At 69.8% G+C, this 19,339-nt stretch carries 16 protein-coding genes; 4 read left to right on the top strand and 12 right to left on the bottom strand.

Annotated elements, in window-relative coordinates:
- Positions 1 to 89: 89 nt before the first annotated feature.
- Both ACQEWB_RS38185 and ACQEWB_RS38190 read right to left on the bottom strand, forming a co-directional pair.
- Positions 90 to 2,168, bottom strand: a complete 2,079-nt coding sequence (locus ACQEWB_RS38185; protein WP_432839392.1) for an ArnT family glycosyltransferase — start codon at positions 2,166 to 2,168, stop codon at positions 90 to 92.
- The gene (locus ACQEWB_RS38190; RefSeq protein ID WP_432839394.1) at positions 2,165 to 3,022 is read right to left on the bottom strand and encodes a dolichyl-phosphate beta-glucosyltransferase; all 858 of its coding nucleotides are present in this window, start codon (positions 3,020 to 3,022) and stop codon (positions 2,165 to 2,167) included. The genes ACQEWB_RS38185 and ACQEWB_RS38190 overlap by 4 nt, the downstream gene beginning before the upstream one ends.
- A gap of 235 nt (positions 3,023 to 3,257) precedes the next feature.
- On the opposite strand from ACQEWB_RS38190, the gene ACQEWB_RS38195 reads away from it, so the two are divergent.
- From ACQEWB_RS38195 to ACQEWB_RS38205, 3 genes are read left to right on the top strand one after another with little or no spacing between them, the layout of a single operon-like run.
- Positions 3,258 to 4,391: an ABC transporter ATP-binding protein gene (locus ACQEWB_RS38195; RefSeq protein WP_432839396.1), complete on the top strand. Its 1,134-nt coding sequence runs from the start codon at positions 3,258 to 3,260 to the stop codon at positions 4,389 to 4,391.
- Entirely contained in the window at positions 4,388 to 5,098 is a 711-nt protein-coding gene (locus tag ACQEWB_RS38200) for an ABC transporter permease (protein WP_432839398.1), read from the top strand. The genes ACQEWB_RS38195 and ACQEWB_RS38200 overlap by 4 nt, the downstream gene beginning before the upstream one ends.
- Positions 5,095 to 5,766: an ABC transporter permease gene (locus ACQEWB_RS38205; protein ID WP_432839400.1), complete on the top strand. Its 672-nt coding sequence runs from the start codon at positions 5,095 to 5,097 to the stop codon at positions 5,764 to 5,766. Before ACQEWB_RS38200 ends, ACQEWB_RS38205 begins: the two co-directional genes overlap by 4 nt.
- Positions 5,767 to 5,869: 103 nt before the next feature.
- On the opposite strand, the gene ACQEWB_RS38210 is transcribed toward ACQEWB_RS38205, so the two are convergent.
- Genes ACQEWB_RS38210 through ACQEWB_RS38225 form a run of 4 tightly spaced genes read right to left on the bottom strand, consistent with a single transcriptional unit; the run spans position 5,870 to position 10,226 of the window.
- Positions 5,870 to 6,472 (bottom strand): GTP-binding protein, encoded by a 603-nt coding sequence (locus ACQEWB_RS38210; RefSeq protein ID WP_432839402.1) that lies wholly within the window; start codon positions 6,470 to 6,472, stop codon positions 5,870 to 5,872.
- Positions 6,459 to 6,875, bottom strand: coding sequence for a DUF742 domain-containing protein (locus tag ACQEWB_RS38215; RefSeq protein ID WP_432839404.1), 417 nt, complete (start codon positions 6,873 to 6,875; stop codon positions 6,459 to 6,461). The genes ACQEWB_RS38210 and ACQEWB_RS38215 overlap by 14 nt, the downstream gene beginning before the upstream one ends.
- Before the next feature lie 28 nt (positions 6,876 to 6,903).
- The gene (locus tag ACQEWB_RS38220) at positions 6,904 to 7,383 is read right to left on the bottom strand and encodes a roadblock/LC7 domain-containing protein (RefSeq protein ID WP_432839406.1); all 480 of its coding nucleotides are present in this window, start codon (positions 7,381 to 7,383) and stop codon (positions 6,904 to 6,906) included.
- Positions 7,380 to 10,226: an ATP-binding protein gene (locus tag ACQEWB_RS38225; RefSeq protein ID WP_432839408.1), complete on the bottom strand. Its 2,847-nt coding sequence runs from the start codon at positions 10,224 to 10,226 to the stop codon at positions 7,380 to 7,382. The genes ACQEWB_RS38220 and ACQEWB_RS38225 overlap by 4 nt, the downstream gene beginning before the upstream one ends.
- A 369-nt stretch (positions 10,227 to 10,595) precedes the next feature.
- Between ACQEWB_RS38225 and ACQEWB_RS38230 the strand changes: the two genes are divergently transcribed.
- The gene (locus tag ACQEWB_RS38230) at positions 10,596 to 11,561 is read left to right on the top strand and encodes an ABC transporter substrate-binding protein (protein WP_432839410.1); all 966 of its coding nucleotides are present in this window, start codon (positions 10,596 to 10,598) and stop codon (positions 11,559 to 11,561) included.
- 67 nt (positions 11,562 to 11,628) lie between these two features.
- Here ACQEWB_RS38230 and ACQEWB_RS38235 read toward each other — a convergent pair whose 3' ends face one another.
- The 6 genes from ACQEWB_RS38235 to ACQEWB_RS38260 form a co-directional block, all read right to left on the bottom strand.
- Positions 11,629 to 13,044, bottom strand: a complete 1,416-nt coding sequence (locus tag ACQEWB_RS38235; RefSeq protein WP_432839412.1) for a glycoside hydrolase family 43 protein — start codon at positions 13,042 to 13,044, stop codon at positions 11,629 to 11,631.
- A 99-nt stretch (positions 13,045 to 13,143) separates the two neighbouring features.
- On the bottom strand, positions 13,144 to 14,115 hold the full coding sequence (locus ACQEWB_RS38240) for an ROK family protein (protein ID WP_432839424.1): 972 nt from the start codon (positions 14,113 to 14,115) through the stop codon (positions 13,144 to 13,146).
- Positions 14,112 to 15,743: a dipeptide ABC transporter ATP-binding protein gene (locus tag ACQEWB_RS38245; RefSeq protein WP_432839428.1), complete on the bottom strand. Its 1,632-nt coding sequence runs from the start codon at positions 15,741 to 15,743 to the stop codon at positions 14,112 to 14,114. Before ACQEWB_RS38245 ends, ACQEWB_RS38240 begins: the two co-directional genes overlap by 4 nt.
- Positions 15,740 to 16,618, bottom strand: coding sequence for an ABC transporter permease (locus tag ACQEWB_RS38250; RefSeq protein ID WP_432839430.1), 879 nt, complete (start codon positions 16,616 to 16,618; stop codon positions 15,740 to 15,742). Before ACQEWB_RS38250 ends, ACQEWB_RS38245 begins: the two co-directional genes overlap by 4 nt.
- Entirely contained in the window at positions 16,615 to 17,574 is a 960-nt protein-coding gene (locus ACQEWB_RS38255; RefSeq protein WP_432839432.1) for an ABC transporter permease, read from the bottom strand. Before ACQEWB_RS38255 ends, ACQEWB_RS38250 begins: the two co-directional genes overlap by 4 nt.
- A 3-nt stretch (positions 17,575 to 17,577) precedes the next feature.
- Positions 17,578 to 19,317: a peptide ABC transporter substrate-binding protein gene (locus ACQEWB_RS38260; protein WP_432839434.1), complete on the bottom strand. Its 1,740-nt coding sequence runs from the start codon at positions 19,315 to 19,317 to the stop codon at positions 17,578 to 17,580.
- Positions 19,318 to 19,339 lie beyond the last annotated feature (22 nt).

A 19,339-nucleotide genomic window follows, 5' to 3' on the forward strand; every position in this document is an offset into this window, starting at 1 on the left:
CGGCGGGCTGAAACCCGGGCATGACGAAGGGCGGGCCGCCGGCAGGGGAGTCCGGCGGCCCGCCCGCTTGGGGTGGGGGGTAAGGAGGGTCAGTTGACGTCGGAGGCGTCCAGGCGGTACAGGCCGCTGTAGGCGCTCACGGCCGTGCCGTGCTTCTTGACCCAGGTCGAGATCTCGGAGTTGGTGGACTGGCCGCCGCTGCTGCTGACCACGATGTAGTGCAGCTTGCCCGACTTCACGAGGCTCTTCAGCTTGGCCAGGGTCATCGCGTTGTCGCTGCCGGACCAGCCGCCCATGGAGATGACCGGCTGGCCGGACTCCAGGATGATCGAGGACGCGGTCTGGTCGGTGGCCACCGCCACCAGCCAGGTGGCGCCGTCCTGGTGCTTCTTCAGGTACGTGATCATCGCGGAGCTGACCTCACCGCCCATGCCACCGCCGCCCGTGCCTCCGGCGGTAGAGCCGGTCTGGGACTCGCTGCTGCTCCCGGTGCCGCTCTCGCCGGTACCGGACGGCGCCTGGCCCGTCGACTGGCCGCCGCTGCCCGAGGGAGCCGAACCGCTGGGCTTGGTGCCCGTCTTGCCTGCGGAGCCGCTCGGGCCGCCGCCCATACCGCCACCGCCGCCCATACCGCCACCGGTGTTCGGTCCGGCCGTCGGGTTCGTGCCGTTGGTGCTCGCGCTCGTCGCCGCCGAGGCCGAGTAGGCCGCCGGGCCGGCGAGCAGCGCCACGATCGCCGCCAGGGCCGCGAAGCCGACCAGCTTCTGCCGCTTCATGAACCGCCCGGCCAGCAGACCGAGAACGGCTGCCGCACCCGCGACGCCGACCACGATCTCGGCGACCGTGTAGAGCGTCCCGGAGCCGGAGACCCGCTGGAGCAGGACGATCGCCCAGACCGAGCTGACCGCGATCGCCGCCGGGAGCACCCAGGCCCACTTGGCCGCCGAGCCCTCCTTGAAGGCGCGGTAGAGCTCGACCCCGCCCGCACCGGCGAGAGCCGCGATACCGGGGGCCATGGCCGTGACGTAGTACGGGTGGAAGGTGCCCTCGGCGAGGGAGAAGGTCAGGTAGTGCAGGACGAACCAGCCGCCCCAGAGCATCAGCGCCGCCCGCTTGGCGTCGGTGCGCGGCGCCCGGCCGCGCAGCACCAGTCCGCCGATCAGGGCGATCGCTGCGAAGGGGATCAGCCAGGAGATCTGGCCGCCCATGATGTCGTTGAACATCCGGTAGAAGCCCGAACTGCCGCCGAAGCTCGCCCCGTTGCCCTGCGAACCGACCGAGGAGCTGGCTCCGAAGATCCGGCCGAAGCCGTTGTAGCCGATGACCAGGTCCCACACGGTGTTGTCGGTGGAGCCGCCGATGTAGGGGCGGGAGGAGGCCGGGATCAGGTCGACGACCACCATCCACCAGGCGCTGGAGGCGATCAGCGCCACCGTGCCGACGGCCAGGTTGCGGATACGACGGCCGAGGGAGACGTTCGCCGCCCACAGGTAGACCAGGAAGAACGCGGGCAGGACGACGTATGCCTGCATCATCTTCGTGTTGAAGGCGAAGCCGATGGCGACGCCGGACCACACCAGCGGCATCAGCCGGCCGGTGCGTACGGCCTTCAGCAGGGCGGCCGCGCCGAGCAGCATCAGGAAGACCAGGATCGGGTCCGGGTTGGTGTCCCGGTTGATCGCGACCGTGATCGGGGTGAGGGTGAGCGTGAGGGCGGCGATCGTGCCCGCCACGACTCCGAAGTCCCGCTTGACCAGGCGGTAGAGGAGGGCCACCGAGCCGGTGCCGACCGCGACCATCGGCAGCATCAACTGCCAGGTGCCGTAACCGAACACGCGGGCCGAGAGGCCCATCACCCACAGGGCGAACGGCGGCTTGTCGACCGTGATGAAGCTGCCGGAGTCCAGCGCGCCGAAGAAGAAGGCCTTCCAGCTCTTGGTGCCGGAGTAGACGGCCGCGTTGTAGAAGGTGTTGCCGGTGATGGAGGAGAGGTTCCAGGCGTACAGGGCGGTGGCCAGGACCAGAATCGCCCACAGCGTCGGGCGGGCCCAGCGCGGGTCCTCCGGGGCGCCGGCGAACAGCCTTCTGACCTTGGAGACCGGCGGGGTGGCGGCCCGGTGCCTGCCCTCCTGGGCGGGCGGCGCGGGCGGCGGGGCGAGGGTCGTCATGACGCGTACTCCAGGTGGGAAGAGTCGTTCGCCCCAACGGGCAGGATGTCAGCGGTGGTTCGGGCGGGCGGCACCTGCGGAGCGCCGGTCCGCCGGGGTACGGCGATGCGGGTACGGCCGGTCATCGTGGACCGGAACATCCGCCGCATGCCCTTGAGGTCGTCGAGGGCGGTGCGGACGATGTCGACCCGGCTGTCGGGGTCGTCGACCCAGTCGACCGGGACCTCGTGGATGCGGAGCCGGTTGCGCTGGGCCAGCACCAGCAGTTCGGTGTCGAAGAACCAGGCGGTGTCCTCGATGTGCGGGGCGAGGGCCTGGAAGACGTCGGTGCGTACGGCCTTGAAGCCGCACTGCGCGTCCGAGAAGCGGGCCGCCAGGCCGAGCTTGAGGAGCAGGTTGTAGGAGCGGGAGATGAACTCCCGCTTGGCGCCGCGCGCCACCTCCGACTGCCGGTGCAGCCGGCTGCCGATGGCGAGGTCGCTGTGCCCGGACAGCAGCGGCGCGACCAGCGGCAGGAAGCCCTCCAGACCGGTGGAGAGGTCGACGTCCATGTAGGCGACGACATCCGCGGTGGACTCGGACCACACCTGCTTGAGGGCGCGGCCCCGGCCCTTGGCCGCCAGGTGCACGGCGTGCACGTGCGGGAGGCGGAGGGTCAGGTCCGTCGCCTCCTGCCAGGTGCCGTCCGTGCTCGCGTTGTCCGCGATCGTGATCCGGAACGGGAACGGGAAGGACTCTTCGAGGTATGCGTGGAGACGGCCGATGCTGTCGGCGAGGACGTGCGCCTCGTTGTAGACCGGCACCACGATCTCGACCGACCGGCGCCGGACGCCTCCCGCGTTCGTTTCGCTCATGGCCCTGACCATCGAGCCGGTTCCTGTGCGGTCCCTGAGCGGGTTCTGAAGGAGGAGTGAGAATCAGCGGACTCACAGGGTTGCCACAGAAGACTGAGGACGGACACCCAGGCCGGGGGCCGGAAAGGCGGTTCGGCGGGGCGCCTGAATCCGGCCATGCACCGGAAGAAGTATTGAAACAAAAACCGTCTAGACTCAGCCTCCAACGGTCCAGACCCGAAGGGTATTCGGCGTTTTGATACGGATAGATTCAGTCACGAAGCGGTACCCGGACGGCACGGTCGCGGTCGACAACCTCTCCCTGGAGATACCCGACCGTTCGATCACCGTCTTCGTCGGCCCCTCGGGCTGTGGCAAGACGACGACCCTGCGCATGATCAACCGGATGATCGAGCCGAGCGAGGGCACGATCACCATCGACGGCAAGGACATCACGCAGCAGCCGGTGAACACCCTGCGGCGGTCCATGGGTTACGTCATCCAGAACGCCGGTCTCTTCCAGCACCGCACGATCGTCGACAACATCGCGACCGTGCCCCGGCTGCTCGGCTGGGACAAGGCGAAGGCCCGGGCGCGGGCGCGGGAGTTGATGGAGCGGGTCGGCCTCGACGGCGCGATGGCCAAGCGGTACCCGTACCAGCTCTCCGGCGGCCAGCAGCAGCGCGTCGGTGTGGCGCGGGCGCTCGCCGCCGACCCGCCGGTGCTGCTGATGGACGAGCCCTTCTCCGCCGTCGACCCGGTCGTACGCAAGACGCTCCAGGACGAACTCCTGCGCATCCAAGACGAGTTGGGCAAGACCATCGTCTTCGTCACGCACGACATCGACGAGGCGGTGAAGATCGGCACGATGGTCGCGGTGATGCGCACCGGCGGCCATCTCGCCCAGTTCGCGCCCCCCGCCGAACTCCTCTCCGACCCGGCGGACGCCTTCGTCGAGGACTTCCTCGGCGCCGACCGGGGCATCCGGCGGCTGTCCTTCTTCTCCTCGGCCGGCCTCGACCTGCTCACCACCCCGATCGTGGCCGTCGACGCCACCGCCGAGCAGATCGCCGCCCGCACCGCGAAGGACGTGCCCTACCTCCTCGTAACCGATGTGAACGGCAAGCCCCTCGGCTGGAGCGAGCCCGCGCGGCTGACCGCGGGGAGCGTCGACCCGGCCCGGCTCCTGCCGTACGGGCGGCCCTTCGAGCACGGCAAGGAGTCGCTGCGTGCCGCGCTCGACGGCGCGGTGCTCTCGCCCACCGGCTGGGCGGTCGCGGTGGGCGCCGACGGCCGGGTGGCCGGCGTGGTCTCGCAGCAGACCATCGGCGAGGCGATCCGCGCCGCGCACGCGGAGGGTCGTAGCGACGAGAAGGTCGAGACCGGATGAACGGCGGCCTGTTCGACATACCGAGCGACCTGCAGAACACGTACTGGGGTCTGGTCGGCCTGCATCTGCGCGAGGCCCTGATCCCGGTCGTTGTCGGCCTGCTGGTGGCCCTCCCGATCGCCCAGCTGTGCGTCCGGCTGCGCTGGTTGTACCCACCCGTCCTCTGGGTCACGACGATCCTCTACGCCATCCCCTCCCTGGCCTTCTTCGTGGTCCTCATCGACTACACCGGCCAGACCGAGACGACCGTGATGATCCCGCTGGGCATCTACAGCCTGGTGGTGTTCGTCCCGGCGATCGTCGACGGCGTCCGCTCGGTCCCGCAGGAGACCCTCGACGCGGCCACGGCCATGGGCCTGGGCCCCGTACGCCGTTACTTCCAGGTCCAGTTGCCGATCGCCGCGCCGGCGATCATCGCCGGCCTGAGGGTGGCGACGGTCTCCAGCATCTCCCTGGTCAGCGTCGGCATGCTGATCGGCAACCAGGGCGGCCTCGGCAACCTCCTGAACGACGGCATGATCTACCACCAGCCGCGCCTGGTCTGGCTGTCCGTCATCGGCACGGCGGTCCTCGCCATCGCCGCCGACGCCCTGCTGGTCCTGCTCCGCGTCCTGGTCACCCCCTGGATGCCCCGCGGCAACCGCAAACCCCGTCCCGTGGACGAACCCGAACCGACGCAGGCCGCACTGGAGGACGCCGTCCGATGAACGTCCTCCACTTCATCAACAACTTCTTCAGCGACAGCGCCCACTGGCACGGCTACGACGGCATCCCCACCCGCCTGCGCGAACACATCCAGTACTCGCTCGGCGCCCTCGCCATAGCCGCCGCCATAGGCCTCCCGATCGGCCTTCTCACCGGCCACACCGGCCGCGGCGGCAACACGGTCGCCTTCATCGCCACGGCAGGCCGAGCCCTCCCGAGCTTCGGCCTCCTGGTCCTGATGTTCGTCCTCCTCGGCCTGGGCCTCACCCCGGTGATGATCCCGCTGGTCGTCCTCGCGGTCCCGCCGATCCTGGTCACCACCTACGAGGCGGTACGTTCCGTGGACCCGTCCCCCGTGGACGCGGCCCGCGGCATGGGCATGGCCGAGTCGAGGGTCCTCTTCCAGGTCGAACTCCCGGTGGCGCTCCCCCTGATCTTCAGCGGCCTGCGCTCGGCAGCGATCCAGATCGTGTCGACGGCGACGATCGCGGCGTACGTCTCGCTGGGCGGGCTCGGTCGGTACATCGTCGACGGCCTCTACCAACGTAACTACGAGAAGGTGGTGGGCGGGGCGACACTGGTGGCCGTCCTGGCTCTCGTAACCCTGGGCTTCTTCGGGGCGATAGCCCGCTTCACAGTGTCACCAGGGGTACGCCGAAGCGCCCCGTAAGGGGCGCGGGGCTGCATTCGATTTGCGGCTACCGCCGCGCGGGCGCGACAAGCCCCCACCGGCCCGCAGACAACAACGGACCGATGGGGGCTTGTTCACGCCGTCACCGTTGGCTACGAGCCAACGCAAGCTCCAGCACAACCAACAGAGCGTCCCGCACAGACCCCCGCTCACGCGCGTCGAACACAAGCACCGGCACCCGCTCGGCGACGTCCAGCGCCCACCGAACCTCTTCCAGCGTGTGCTCGACCTTCCCGTCAAACGCGTTCACGGCGACGGCAAACGGAATCTGCCGATGCTCGAAGTAGTCCACCGCGGCATAACAGTCGTCGAGCCGCCGCGTGTCGACGATCACGAGACCTCCCACCGCGCCTTCCACGATGTCGTCCCACATGAACCCGAACCGCTCCTGCCCGGGCGTCCCGAACAGATACAGCTTCAGCGTCGGGTCGATGGTGATGCAGCCGAAGTCCATCGCCACCGTGGTCGTGGTCTTGCGAGGCGTGTGGGTGAGGTCGTCCACCCCCGCCGCGACCTCCGTGATGGCGGCCTCGGTGGTCAGCGGCTCGATCTCGGAGATGGAGCCCACGGCGGTGGTCTTGCCCACGCCGAAGCCGCCCGCGATCACCATTTTGACCGGCAGCGGCGGTCGTACGGCGGCCACCGGAGCGGCCGCGAGGGTGGCGGCCGGTTCAGTCGGAGTCACGGAGTACCCCTCGGGAGTCGGGTATGGCACGCAGGGCGTCGATGACCCTGCGCAGGACGGTGGCGTCGTGCGTGACGCCGGAGTCGGGAACGTGCACCACCAGGTACCCGGTGGCGCGCAGGTCCTCGGCGAGGACCCGCACGACGTTCAGGTGCAGCCGCAGCCGGGCCGCGAGTTCCGCGATGGACTGCGGCTGCCGGCAGGCGGCGACGATGTCGTGCTGCTCGAAGGAGAGCCCGTCGAGCACGGCGAGACCCTCGGCGGTGGCCACCACCTGGGTCTCGACGGGCACCGGCCGGCCGGCCGCGGTGGGTGCCACCCGGCCGGCGGTGACCAGGAACGGCCGTACGGCGGGGGCGGGACCGACCGGGTCCGGGCCCGGAGGTGGGGAGCCGTCCGCCATGAGGGTTGTCCGTCTCTCGGTCGCTCGGTCAGAGCGCGGTCGGGGAGCCGACGCTGTTCTTCAGCGCGAGCACCAGCTGCGGGCTGAGCGCGCTGCCGGCCCGGTTGGCGAACAGCGTCATCTCGTAGGCGATGTTGCCCAGCTTGGCCTCCTTGTCGGTGACGACGCCGAGCACGGCGCCGCTGCCGATCGCGGAGACCAGGACATGGCCGCCCTCCAGGTCGATGATGACCTTGTTGAGGCCGCCCAGGCCGTAGTTGCCGGACGCGCCGGCGGCCAGGCTGGTGATACCGGAGACGATCGCGGCCAGCCGTTCGGAGTCGGCGTGCTCGCGCAGTTCGGACACGGCGATGAGCAGTCCGTCGGAGGACACCGCGATGGCGTCGACGACGCCCGCGGTCTCGGTCGCGAAACGGTTCAGCAGCCAGGTGAAGTCGGCTGCCGCGGCCTGCAGTTCGGCCGGCGTGGTGGCCCCCGCGCGGGGAGTGTCACCTGTCGACGTACTCACTGCTCGGCTCCTTCCGGGAGGTGGTTCTGGTCGTGCGGGTCGGGGGTGGTCGGGTGCGCGTCGGTCGCGGCGGGTCCGGGGCGGCGGGCCGCGTCGCCGAGGCCGTGCTCGTCGGCCGCGCGGCTGTCGCGGTTGGCGCGTGCCACGGCCGCCTCGAACTCGTCGAGCGAGTCCCGGACGGCGTCCGCGTCGGCGGGCCTCGCGACCTGCCGGGCCGCCTGCTGGGCGGCGTCGACGGTGGTCCGCAGGGTGGCCCCGCGGACCCGGCGGCGCAGCGGGCGGGCGGAGCCGTCGCCGGGCGGCACGGCTCCGGTCGGGGAGGAGACGGACGGCACTGTCCCACCAGCCCTGACCTCGGAAGACGATACCGGCTGAGCAAGCCCGCCGGTCCGCCCGGGGGTTGAATCATCGGACCGGGCGTGGGCGACGCCGGCTTCTTCGGTACGGGCCTGGGGGATGAACGGCGCCGACTCGGCACCGGACGGGGCCGCGCCGGGGCCCGCCGAGGCCGCCGAGGCCGCCCCCGCGATCGGGTCCGGGGCTGTCGGAGTCACGTCTGCGATCGGGTCCGGGGCCGTCGGGGTAGCGTCCGTGTCCGATTCCCGGCGCGGCACCCGGCGCGGGAGCGGGCTCGGCGTGCCGGTGCGCGGGCCGTCGTGCGTCGAGCCGGTGTACTCCCCGGCGGCCGCCGCCGGACGGGGGCCCGACGCGGCAGCCGGTGCCGGCGAGGCGTCGGCCGGTGCGCTGTCGCCGCTGTCGGCCCAGGCGGGCGTGGTCGCCCGGCCGGGAGTCCGCGCCACCGCCGGACCGCCGGAGGCCTGCGCACGCGGTGAGCCGCCGGCGGCGACCCCCACCGGACTCATCGCCAGCAGCAGCCCCGACGGCACCGTCACCTCAGCCGTCACACCGCCGCCCGGCGTACGGGACAGCAGCACCGCGACGTCCCAACGGCGGGCCAGCGTGCCGACCACGAACAGACCGAGCACCTTCGTCGGTACGACGTCCAGGCGCTCGCGGCGGATCAGGCGCGCGTTCTCCTCGGCCAGCCGCTCGGCGCCCATGCCGAGACCGTGGTCGGCGATCACGATCGTCGCGCCGCCCGGGGACTCCTCGCCGGAGGAGTCCTTGACGTACACCTCGACGGGGCTGCCCACCGGCGAGAACGACACGGCGTTCTCCAGGAGTTCGGCCACCATCAGGGTCAGGTCGCCGATGATGTCGGGCTCCACCATGACCTCGGTGCGCGCGTGCAGCTGCACCCGCTGGAAGCCCTCGATCTGGCCGAGCGCGGCCCGGACGACGTTGGTGAGCGCGGTCGGCCCGGAGTCGAGGACCGTCTCGCGGATGCCGGCCAGCAGCATCAGGCTGTCGGCGTTGCGGCGCAGACGTACCGCGATGTGGTCGATGGAGTAGAGGCGTTCGAGCAGGGCGGGGTCGGTCTCGCCGCGCTCCACCGCGTCGATCAGGGCCAGCTGGCGTGTCGTCAGGTTGCTGACGCGGCGGCCGACGTTGCCGAACATCTCGGCCACGTTGCGCCGGCTGAGCACCTGCCGCTCCAGCAGCGCGATCGCCGTGGTCTGCACCCGGTTGAACACCTCGGCCAGCGCGCCGATCTCGTCGCGCGCGGTGACCGGCATCTCCCGCAGCATCGGCGGGCTGTCGTCCTCGGCGTCGTCGTCGGCCACCCGGGCCAGCTCGCGCCCGGCCACGTCGGCGACCTCCCGGGCCGCACCGGTGAGGGCCATGACGGGCCGGACCACCGAGCGGCGCACGATGATCGAGAAGGCGATCCAGAGCGCGAAGCCGAGCAGACCGATGTTCAGCAGCAGTCCGGCGCGCCAGGCGGCGTCGGCGCGGGTGCTCTCGGCGCGGTCGGCGATCTGGGCGATGAGCGACGAGGTGATCTTCAGCCGGGACGCCGCCTGCTCCGGATAGGCCGGGTAGTCGCCCAGCGCGTCCTTGAAGGCGGCCTTGATCTCGGCCGGCGTCTCGGCCTGGAGGGTGCTGGGGGCGACCTGGAGCTCGGCGTACGCCTCGGAGATGTCCCGCATGGCGCTGGTGTGCTCGATGCCGTTGAGCTCGTCGCCCTGCTTCTCGGTGGCGAACCGGCCGAAGCGCTGGGTCTGGTTCTCGTAGAGCTCGTACGCCCCGACGGCGGTCGTGAACTCGATCTGGGCGTTGGTGTCACCGGTCGTCGCGGAGAACACGCCCGTCTCGAAGGAGCCGTGCGCGGCGTCGGCGCGCAGCAGCGAGTCGAGGAGGTTGCCGGTGAAGGTGGCCGCGAGCTCGGCGTTGCGGTCCAGGCCCAGGCCGTCGATCACGGTCCTGGCAGCGTTGTCGTACGCGGGGTCGATGTTGCTCGCGGGCAGATAGCTCTGCTCGACGGTCCCGCGCAGGCTGGTGAGGCCCTCGACCTCCTTGAGCGCCTGCGCCTCGCTGTCCGGCAGCTCGTCGCCGAAGGCGGCACGCACCTTCGTGATCTGCGCGTCCACCGCTTCCTGCGCCCGGCGGTAGGCGGCGAGCGTGGACTCGGTGCCCTGGCCGCCGGCCTCGTAGCGCACGGAGAGCAGGATCGCCAGCTGGTGCTCGCTCTCCACCTTGTTGACCAGGGAGGCGACCTGCTCGCTGTTGCGCACCAGGTCGGCCGCGGAGGACGCGCTGCTCGCCTGGCTCACCTGGTCGGCGATGAGATAGGAGAGCAGGACGGCCACGACGGCCAGCGGTACGCCGACCAGAAGGTTGAGCTTGCGCCTGAACGGCCACCGGTCGGCGAACCCCCGTATGCCGCGCCGTGGCGACGGCGGGGTCGGCCGGGCGGTCGCGTCCACCTCGTTCGTGGACACCGGGCCTCCTTCACAGGTGATCTCATCGTGCGCGGCGACGTGGCGCCGCGCGTGACCGATTCTGATCGCTGAAGATATCGTTGAAAATGGTGCGAGATGGCATCGAAGCGGCCCCCGCACACCGCTGTGACCGACGCCAACTGCGGTGAGACTACCGCCTCATGGAACGATCAAGGGCGTCGCCCTACGTCAAGAATCCGTTACAAAGCGCGGCCGTATCCACCGCGGTCTGTTCACACTGCATTCACAACTGATCACGCATTGAGGCCAATTGGTGACCGGGCTGCTCTTGACTGAGTAAGAACAGGCTGGATTGGATCAGTTCCAGAGCTTCCTTCTCATCAATCCCCTCAGTCCGGAACGGGAATCGTGAACTCCAACGCCCCACGCAGCAGGTCCATCAAGAGCTACTCCGCGACGGCCGTCGCGCTTGCCGCGACCACGGCCCTGCTGGCGGGATGTGGTTCCTCCAACGACGACAGCAACTCCTCCGACCCGCTCCAGGGTGGTGGGAAGTCCGACGGCAAGACCGTCGTCGTCGGCTCCAACAACTTCGCCGAGTCCATCCTGATCGCCGACATCTACGGCGAGGCCCTCAAGGCCAAGGGGATCAAGGTCACCTACAAGCCGAACATCGGCAGCCGTGAGACCACGTACGGCCTGCTGAAGAACGGCTCCATCACCGTGCTGCCGGAGTACAACGGCGCGCTGCTGGCCTACCTCGACCCGAAGGCCACGCCGAAGACGGTCGAGGCCACCACGGCGGCCATCGAGGCCAAGCTGGACTCCAAGCTGACGCTCCTCGACCCGGCGTCCGCGCAGGACAAGGACTCGGTGACGGTCAACAAGGCCACCGCCGACAAGTACAAGCTGACCTCCGAGTCCTCCATCGCGGACCTCAAGGACATCGCGAAGGACCTGACCATCGGTGCCTCGCCGGAGTTCCAGACCCGGCAGCAGGGCCTGGTGGGCCTGAAGTCGGTGTACGGCCTGGAGTTCAAGGGCTTCAAGGCGCTGGACGCGGGCGGCCCGCTGACCCAGGCGGCGCTGACGAAGAACACGGTGCAGGCCGCGGACCTCTTCACCACGGACCCGACCATCACCAAGGAGAAGCACGTCGTCCTCCAGGACCCGAAGAACCTCTTCGGCTTCGAGAACGTGCAGCCCCTCGTCTACAAGAGCGGCCTCTCCTCGGACGGCGTCGCCGCGCTGAACGCGGTCGCGGCCAAGCTCGACACCAAGGCCCTGCTGGACCTGGACTCCCAGGTCCAGCTCGACAACAAGGACCCGCTGGACGTCGCCAAGGCCTGGCTGAAGTCGGTCGGCCTGGGCTGACCGCCCGCCCCGAACACACCGACGCGGGTGGCCCCTTCGCGAAGGGGCCACCCGCGTCCGGCCGTGCTCAGTAGCCGACGTAGAAGGTCGCGTCCTGCTGTTCCGTGCTGGTCGAGATCGGGTCGATCCGCAGCAGGTAGTTCGAGTGGCGGATGTACCGGGTCGGGTAGTTGTACGAGCGGAACGACGACCAGGTGGAATCGGCCAGGCCCGCCGTCCGGTAGAAGGTTGCGTCCCCGGCGAAGGACGACGTGCCGTCGTTCACGTCGAGCTGGAGCGCGTAGTTGTAGTGCCGCAGGTACCGGGTCGGGTAGTTGACCGACTGGAAGGACACCCCGCTGCTGTCCGCGAGACCCGGCACCAGCTTCCACTGCGAGTCGGTGTACGGGTCGAAGGCGTACTCGTCGATCCGGCCCACGAAGTTGCTGTGCCGGACGTAGCGCGCCGGGTAGTTGTAGGACTTGAGCCGGTTCCAGGCCGGCGTGCCCCACTTGGCGACCAGGTTGTTGTACTCGGTCGAGGTGATCGGCTGGATGCCGCAGTGCTTGGAGTTGAGCGGCTGCGTGTAGGTCTTCTGGTCCAGGGCCGTCCAGGTGCCGGCGGCCAGGCTGCTGGTCTGCCAGGCGTAGAAGACGCCGTTCGGCGACCAGGTGTCGCCCCAGAGGTACCAGGTCGAGCTGGACGTGAGGGACTTGACCAGCGTCGGCGCCTCGGTGCCGTTGTGCGAGACGGCGGTGCTGAACTCGGTGAAGCTGCCGGGGTCCAGTGAGGTGGACCTGGCGCCGACCAGGGTCGAGTTCTTCTTGAAGTACAGGTAGTTGACGCCGTTCACGCCGACGGCCAGGTCGCCGTCGATCACGTCGTAGCCGGGGTCGAAGAAGACCTGGGGGTCGCCGGCGGTCACGAAGTCGCTGGTGTAGTTCACCATGATCACGTTGTGGCCGCTGGAGTTCACGGCCGAGTAGATCACCCCGTACTGGCCGCGGCTCGCGTCCCAGTAGGCCTCGGGCGCCCAGGCGTGGGTGTCCAGGCTGTGCACCTTCATCCGCCGGTACCCGGTGAAGCTGCGCAGGTCGGTGGAGTCCCAGACGTGGATGTACTGGCTGACGTACGTCCAGTCGGTGCCGTTCAGGTCGGTGGCGAGCACCACGAACGTGCCGTCCTGCTTGCGCAGGATGAAGGGGTCGCGCAGACCGAGGGAGCCCTCGGTCGGGGTGGCGACCGGGTCGTTCTGGTTGAGCGGGGTCCACTGGAGCCCGTCGGTGCTGACGGCCAGGTGCAGGCCGTAGTTGGCGGCGAGCATGTCCGGCGACTCGGTGAAGTAGCACATGACGTATGCCGAGTTGGTTGCGGCACTGGCCGTTCCGGCGCCGAGCGTCAGCGCGCCGGTGGCGGCCAGCGGGACGGTCGCCGCCATGCCGAGGAAGGAGCGGCGGGAGGGGCGGGGGAAGGGGTGGGACGGTCTCGCGTTGATGTCGTTCATGTGCTCTCCAGGGGCGTGCGGGGGATGCCCAATGACCGATATTTCGAACGAAGTTCGGTAAGTCGATCAGAAGGTAGAGATGTGACGGGAGCGCGTCAATCACACGGTCGTGCTTGGCTGGTTCTCGTCATTCACCTTGCCGTCCCCTTTGGTGCCCCTGTGTGGATCAAGCTCGGCCCGCACCCGCGCCGCCGCCCCGACGGCCACCGCGTCCCCGCCGAGCCCGGCCGCCAGCACCCGCAACGGACGTCCGCTGACCGGCGGTTCGGCGGTCAGCGTCCGCCGGATCGACGGCTCGACCAGCGCCCAGGAACGGCTGACGCCTCCGCCGATCACGAAGGTCGTGACATCCAGCAACCCCGCCGTGATCAGGAGCGCCCGGGCCACTCCGGCGCCCGCCGCCTCGTACACGGCGACCGCGTCGGCGTCACCCCGCCCGGCCGCCTCGGCGACCTCCCGTGCGCTGACCGTCCGCCCGGTCCGCTCGCCGTAACGGGCGGCGAGCGCACGCCCGGAGGCCAGCGTCTCCAGGTGCCCGCGCCCTCCACACGTGCACGGCAGCTCACCGAACCCGGGCACATGCCCGATCTCGCCCGCCGCGCCCTGCGGCCCCTCGTAAAGGGCGCCTTTCAGCCACAACGCCCCGCCGACCCCGGTGCCCAGCGTCATACCGAGCACATCCGGCTCGCCCGCCACCGCACCGGCGGCCGCCTCGCCGCGCAGGAACGCGTTGACGTCGTTGTCCAGGAACGCCGGCACACCCAGCGCCCGTTCCACCTCCGCCGTCACCGCGAACCCGGCCCACCCCCGGAAGGAGTCGCTGGCCACCAGGATCCGCCCGGCCCGCGCGTCCACCACCCCGGCCGCCCCGACCCCGACCCCGAGCAGCCGCCCGGGAGTACGTTCCAGCAGCAGTCGTACGGCGTCCAGCGCGACGCCCACCATCGCCGCCCCGCCCTCGGCCGCCGGGGTCGGCACCTCCAGTCGGTCGGTGACCGTCAAGTCGTCCGCGCACAGCACCACTTGAGTGGTCGTGCCGCCGATGTCGACGCCCGCGACGAGGGCCGTCATACGGTGACCCCGGCCCGCCGCCGGCGCTGCACCACCGGATCCGGCACGGGCACGGCCGCGATGAGCCGCCGGGTGTACTCGCTGCGCGGACGCAGCAGGGTGGACATCGTGGGCCCCTGCTCCTCGACCCGCCCCGCCCGCATGACGACGACCCGGTGCGCGAACTGCTGCACCACGGCCAGGTCGTGGGAGACGAACAGGCAGCCGAAGCCCAGCTCGCGCTGCAACTCGGTGATCACCTCCAGGACCGTGCGCTGCACACTGACGTCCAGCGCGCTCGTCGGTTCGTCCGCGACCAGCAGCCGCGGTTCGAGGACCAGGGCGCGGGCGAGACTGACCCGCTGCCGCTGACCGCCGGACAGTTCCCGAGGCCCGCGCGCCATCAACTCCTTGGGCAGCCGGACCAGTTCGAGCACCTCGGCGACCCTGCCCCGCCGCTCGGCCGCCGACATCCCGCGCCGGTGCATCCGCAGCGGCTCCGCGACACACTCGGCCACGCTCATACGCGCGTCGAGCGAGGCGACCGGGTCCTGGAGCACCACGCCCACACCCGACAGCAGCTCTCGCCGCCTCCGGCCCCGGGAGCGCCCCAGGTCGGTGCCGAAGAGCGACACCGTTCCGGACTCCGGTGGGATCAGGCCCAGCGCGACCCGGGCCGCCGTCGACTTGCCGGACCCGGACTCGCCCACGAGGCCGACGGTCTCACCGGGGCGCACGTCGAGACCGACTCCGTCCAGCGCCCGTACGGCTCGCGGCCCCCGCCCGAACCGCACACGTACGTCACGGAGTTCAACCACCGGAGCGTCCTCCTTGGGAGCCGGGTCCTCGCCGTGGAACACCAGCCGCGGCACCGCGGCCAACAGCTTCCGCGTGTACTCGTGCTTCGGCCGCAGCAGCACCTCCTCCACCGGCCCGGTCTCCACGATCTCGCCGTTCAGCATCACGGCCACCCGGTCGGCGAAGTCGGCGACCACGCCCATGTTGTGGGTGACGAGCAGCACGCCCGTACCCGAGCCGGCCGCCAACTCCCGCAGCAGATCGAGGATTTCGGCCTGCACGGTCACGTCGAGCGCGGTCGTCGGCTCGTCCGCGATCAGCAGGCCCGGGGAGTTGGCGATCGCCATCGCGATGACGACCCGCTGCCGCTGCCCGCCGGAGAGCTGGAAGGGGAACGCCCGCGCCCGCTGCTCGGGTTCGGGAATCCCGACGCGCCGCAGGAGTTCGACGGCCTCACGAGCGGCTTCGGCACGGCCGACCGGGCGGTGGTTCCGTATGACCTCGGCGATCTGGGCGCCGGCCCGGGTGAGCGGGTCGAGGGCGGTGGCGGGCTCCTGGAACACCATCGAGGCGATACGGCCGCGCAGCCGGGCGAGCTCGGCCTCGCCGGCGCCGACGACCTGGGTGCCGTCCACGGTGACGCGGCCGGACGCGCGGGCGTTGCCGGGGAGCAGGCCCATGGCGGCCAGGGCGACCGTGGACTTGCCGGAGCCGGACTCGCCTACCAGGGCTAGGGTCTCACCTGTATGCACGTGCAGTGATATGTCACATACCGCTGGGACCTCGCCGGTGTCCGTAGCGAACGTGACCCGCAGATTCTCGATCCCCAAAACCTCTTCCACGGCACTCACCCGCGCCCCCTCACGTCAAAGGCATCCCGCAACCCGTCCCCGATCGCGTTGAACGCGCACACCACCAGGATGATCGCCAGTCCCGGCGGAACGATCAGCCACCAGCGCCCGGAGTACGCGGCCGTCAGACCGGCGGAGAGCATCCCGCCCCAGTCGGTCTTCGGCGGCTGCACGCCCAGGCCCAGATACGACACGTAGGCCACGAGCAGGATCGCGTCGGCGACCTGGAAGGTGGCCGCGACTACGATCGTGGAGACCGAGTTGGGCAGGATGTGCCGGGTGATGGCCCGACCGTGCGTGCCGCCGGTCGCGCGCAGCGTCAGTACGTAGTCACGGCTCTTCAGCGTCAGCGTCTCCGCCCGCACCAGCCGCGACGGCACGAGCCACGACACCAGCCCGAGCACGAGGATCAGCCCGACCGTGTCCGGCGTCGTGATCGCGGACACGACCAGCAGGATGAACAGCGCGGGGATGGCGATCCCGGCGTCCACGACCCGCATCATCACCGCGTCGACCCAGCCGCCGGCGTACCCCGCGGCCGCACCCCACAGCGTCCCGATGACGGTCGCGAGGACCCCGGCCGCGAGCCCCACGAGCAGCGAGACCTTGCCGCCGTACATGAGCCGCCCGAGCTCGTCGTGCCCCACGGCGTCGGTGCCGAGCCAATGCGCGCCGCCAGGGGCGAGGTTGACCTGGCCGAGGTCGGTGTGGGTCTGGTCGGTGGAGTACAGAAGAGGCCCGACGAAGCAGAAGAGGAGGAACAGGAGGACCACCGCGAGGCCGGCGACAGCCAGCTTGTTCCGCGTGAACTTCCGCAGCGAGACCCAGTAGTTGGGTACGGTCTCGACCGGCGCGGTCTGCAGTACGGCAGTCATGCCTGCCCCGCTTTCACCCGAGGATCGACGACCCGCTGGACGACGTCGGCGAGCAGCGTGCCCACGACCGTCGCGACCGAGATGACCAGCACGCAGCCCAGCAGCACCGGATAGTCCGACGACTGCGCGGCGCTCCAGAACAGCAGCCCCATTCCCGGGTAGTTGAAGAGCTGCTCGACGACCAGCGCGCCCCCGAAGAGGACCGGCACGTAGTAGCCCAGCATCGCGATCACCGGCGTCAGCGAGTTGCGGAACACGTGCCGGAAGAGGATCGCCCCCTGCCGGGAGCCACCCGCGCGAGCCGTGCGGACGTAGTCCTCGGACAGGTTCTCCAGGGTCGCCGCCCGCATGTACCGGCTGAACACGGCCACCATGGAGGCCGCCCCGGTCACCACCGGCAGTACCAGCGCCACCGGATCCGCGAACACCTGGGCCAGCGTATCCCCTTGGGGCGCCTGCGAGGGGAACCAGTTCAGCTTCTGCGTGAAGACCAGCACCAGGACGAGCCCCAGGAAGTACACCGGAGTCGAGTAGGCGACGAAGCTCAGGGTCGTGATCACGTAGTCCGCCGGCTTGTTGCGCCGTACCGCCTGCCACATCCCCAGCGGAAGCGCGAGGAGCAGCCCGACGGCGGCGGACAGGACCGTCAACACCAGGGTTTTCGGGAGGCGTTGCTCGATGAGCCGCGAGACGGCCTCGTTCAGGGTGTACGACGTGCCGAGGTCGCCGTGGAGCAGGGTCCGCAGGTAGTAGACGTACTGGACGGGCAACGGCCGGTCCAGGCCCTGTTCGTGGTTGAACGCGGCGATCTGCTGGGCCGTCGCCTGCGGCCCGAGGATCCCGCGCGCGGGACCCCCGGGCAGCGCGTGCAGCAGACAGAAGACCACGACCGTGACGATGAGGATCACCACGAGCGCCTGGGCCGTCCGCCGGGCGAGATAGGCGAGAGTCTCCATGCCTCAGCTGGTCCACTTCCACTGCGCGGGATGGAAGTTGGCGAGCGAGTCCTGGGAGAATCCGCCCAGGCCCTTCTTCATCACGGAGATCTGGTAGACCGGCTCCGGCAGCCAGATCACCGGCAGGTCCTTGGCGAGGGCCGCGCTGTAGTCCTGGACGGCCTGGTTCGAACTCGACGTCGTGGACGCGGTGATGAGCTTGTCGACGGCCGCGTCGGAGTAGTTGCCGAAGTTCGAGCCGCCCTTGGTCTGGAAGAGGGAGTCGCCGGTCGGGAAGGCGTTGAAGTACCAGCTGCCCGCCGTGCCGAAGAAGGACAGCTGCCACTTGCAGATGGACTGGCTCGCCGTGCACTGCGGGGTCTGCGACAGCACCGAGTTGACCGGCGCGGTCTTGATGGAGAACTTGATGCCGGTCTTCGCGAACGAGGACTGGATCGCGCTCATCATGTTGTCGGTGACCGTCGAGCCGGACTGCGACAGCACGGCCATCTCGAACTTCGTCCCCTTGGCGACGCCTTCACCGCACTTCGCGGCGTCCGTGCACGTCATCACCCCGCCCTGCTCGGCCCAACCATGGCTGGTCAGAAGGGACTTGGCGGCAGATGTGTCGAAGGGGTACGGGTTGTCCTTCTGCGTCGGCGAGAGGAAGTCGGAGGTCTGGGCCTGCGGGACCGGGCCGTAGCCGGGCACCGCCGTCCCGTTGAAGACGACCTTCGCGAGCGTCGTCTGGTCGATCGACCGCTGCACCGCCTGCCGGGCGTACAGCTGCTTGAACACCGCGCCCATCGCGGGGTTGTTGAAGTTGTACGGCATGTAGGTGATCGCCCAGCCGGACCACGGCTTCACCTCGTAGCCCCGCGCGGTGAAGCTGTCCTTCTGGTCGAGGTCGGTCGCCTCGATGTAGCCGTAGTCGACCGTGCCCGAACGCAGCGCGTTCTTCTCGGCGTCCGCCGTGGTGAAGGGCAGGAGGTTCACCGTGGGGATGCCCGGCTTCTCGCCGCCGTCGTACTTCTTGTTGGCGGTCAGGACTACCTTGCCGGCCGTGGAGAAGGACTTCACCTGGTACGGGCCGCTGATGGTCTTCCAGAGGGGATTGGAGGCGTAACCCCCGATGTTCTTGGCCGCGTTGTTGAGGTAGGTCCAGGTCGCCTTCGGGCTGCCCTTGTCCCAGACGTGCTGGGGGAGCGGGTTGATGGAGTTCAGCTCGTTGGCCAGCATCCACTGGGGGTTGTAGGCCTTGTCGAAGGTGATCGTGAAGTGGCGGTCGTCGTCGGCCTTGAAGGACGTCCAGTTGTCCGGTGCCTTGCCCGGGTTGTAGCCCGCCCACTGCGCCTTGTTCGCCTTGATCAGGTCGAACCAGAACTCGACGTCCTTCGAGGTGATCGGCTTGCCGTCGCTCCAGTGCCGGTCGCCCAGCGTGATCTTCACGCTCTTGTTGTCGGCGGCGAAGTCGGCGGCCGTGGCGATCGAACCGGCCTTGTTCCAGCCGATCTTCCCGGTCGAGCCGTCGTACGCGATGAGCGGCTCCCAGAGCGTGTTCGCGATGGAGATGTTGTTGGTGTTCAGGTGCGCGGCCGTACCGATCGGCAGGATCCAGTTCGGCGTGAAGTTCGCGGGCAGCGCGTAGTTGATCGAGTCCTTGGACGCGGACGACGTACCGCTCGACCCGGAGCAGCCGGCGAGCAGCAGCGTGCCCGCACAGACGACGGCACCGGCGAGAAGTCTCGTGCGGGCAGGGGACATGGCTCACCTCGAAGAAAGGGGG

The organism is Streptomyces sp. CA-249302 (assembly GCF_050936785.1).
Lineage (GTDB): Bacteria > Actinomycetota > Actinomycetes > Streptomycetales > Streptomycetaceae > Streptomyces.

What these genes read in the sequence shown, in the direction of transcription:
- ACQEWB_RS38255 (WP_432839432.1), bottom strand. Translation starts at nt 17,574, where the DNA reads ATGGAGACTCTCGCCTATCTCGCCCGGCGGACGGCCCAGGCGCTCGTG.
- ACQEWB_RS38205 (WP_432839400.1), top strand. Translation starts at nt 5,095, where the DNA reads ATGAACGTCCTCCACTTCATCAACAACTTCTTCAGCGACAGCGCCCAC.
- ACQEWB_RS38250 (WP_432839430.1), bottom strand. Translation starts at nt 16,618, where the DNA reads ATGACTGCCGTACTGCAGACCGCGCCGGTCGAGACCGTACCCAACTAC.
- ACQEWB_RS38215 (WP_432839404.1), bottom strand. Translation starts at nt 6,875, where the DNA reads ATGGCGGACGGCTCCCCACCTCCGGGCCCGGACCCGGTCGGTCCCGCC.
- ACQEWB_RS38200 (WP_432839398.1), top strand. Translation starts at nt 4,388, where the DNA reads ATGAACGGCGGCCTGTTCGACATACCGAGCGACCTGCAGAACACGTAC.
- ACQEWB_RS38190 (WP_432839394.1), bottom strand. Translation starts at nt 3,022, where the DNA reads ATGAGCGAAACGAACGCGGGAGGCGTCCGGCGCCGGTCGGTCGAGATC.
- ACQEWB_RS38240 (WP_432839424.1), bottom strand. Translation starts at nt 14,115, where the DNA reads ATGACGGCCCTCGTCGCGGGCGTCGACATCGGCGGCACGACCACTCAA.
- ACQEWB_RS38235 (WP_432839412.1), bottom strand. Translation starts at nt 13,044, where the DNA reads ATGAACGACATCAACGCGAGACCGTCCCACCCCTTCCCCCGCCCCTCC.
- ACQEWB_RS38185 (WP_432839392.1), bottom strand. Translation starts at nt 2,168, where the DNA reads ATGACGACCCTCGCCCCGCCGCCCGCGCCGCCCGCCCAGGAGGGCAGG.
- ACQEWB_RS38260 (WP_432839434.1), bottom strand. Translation starts at nt 19,317, where the DNA reads ATGTCCCCTGCCCGCACGAGACTTCTCGCCGGTGCCGTCGTCTGTGCG.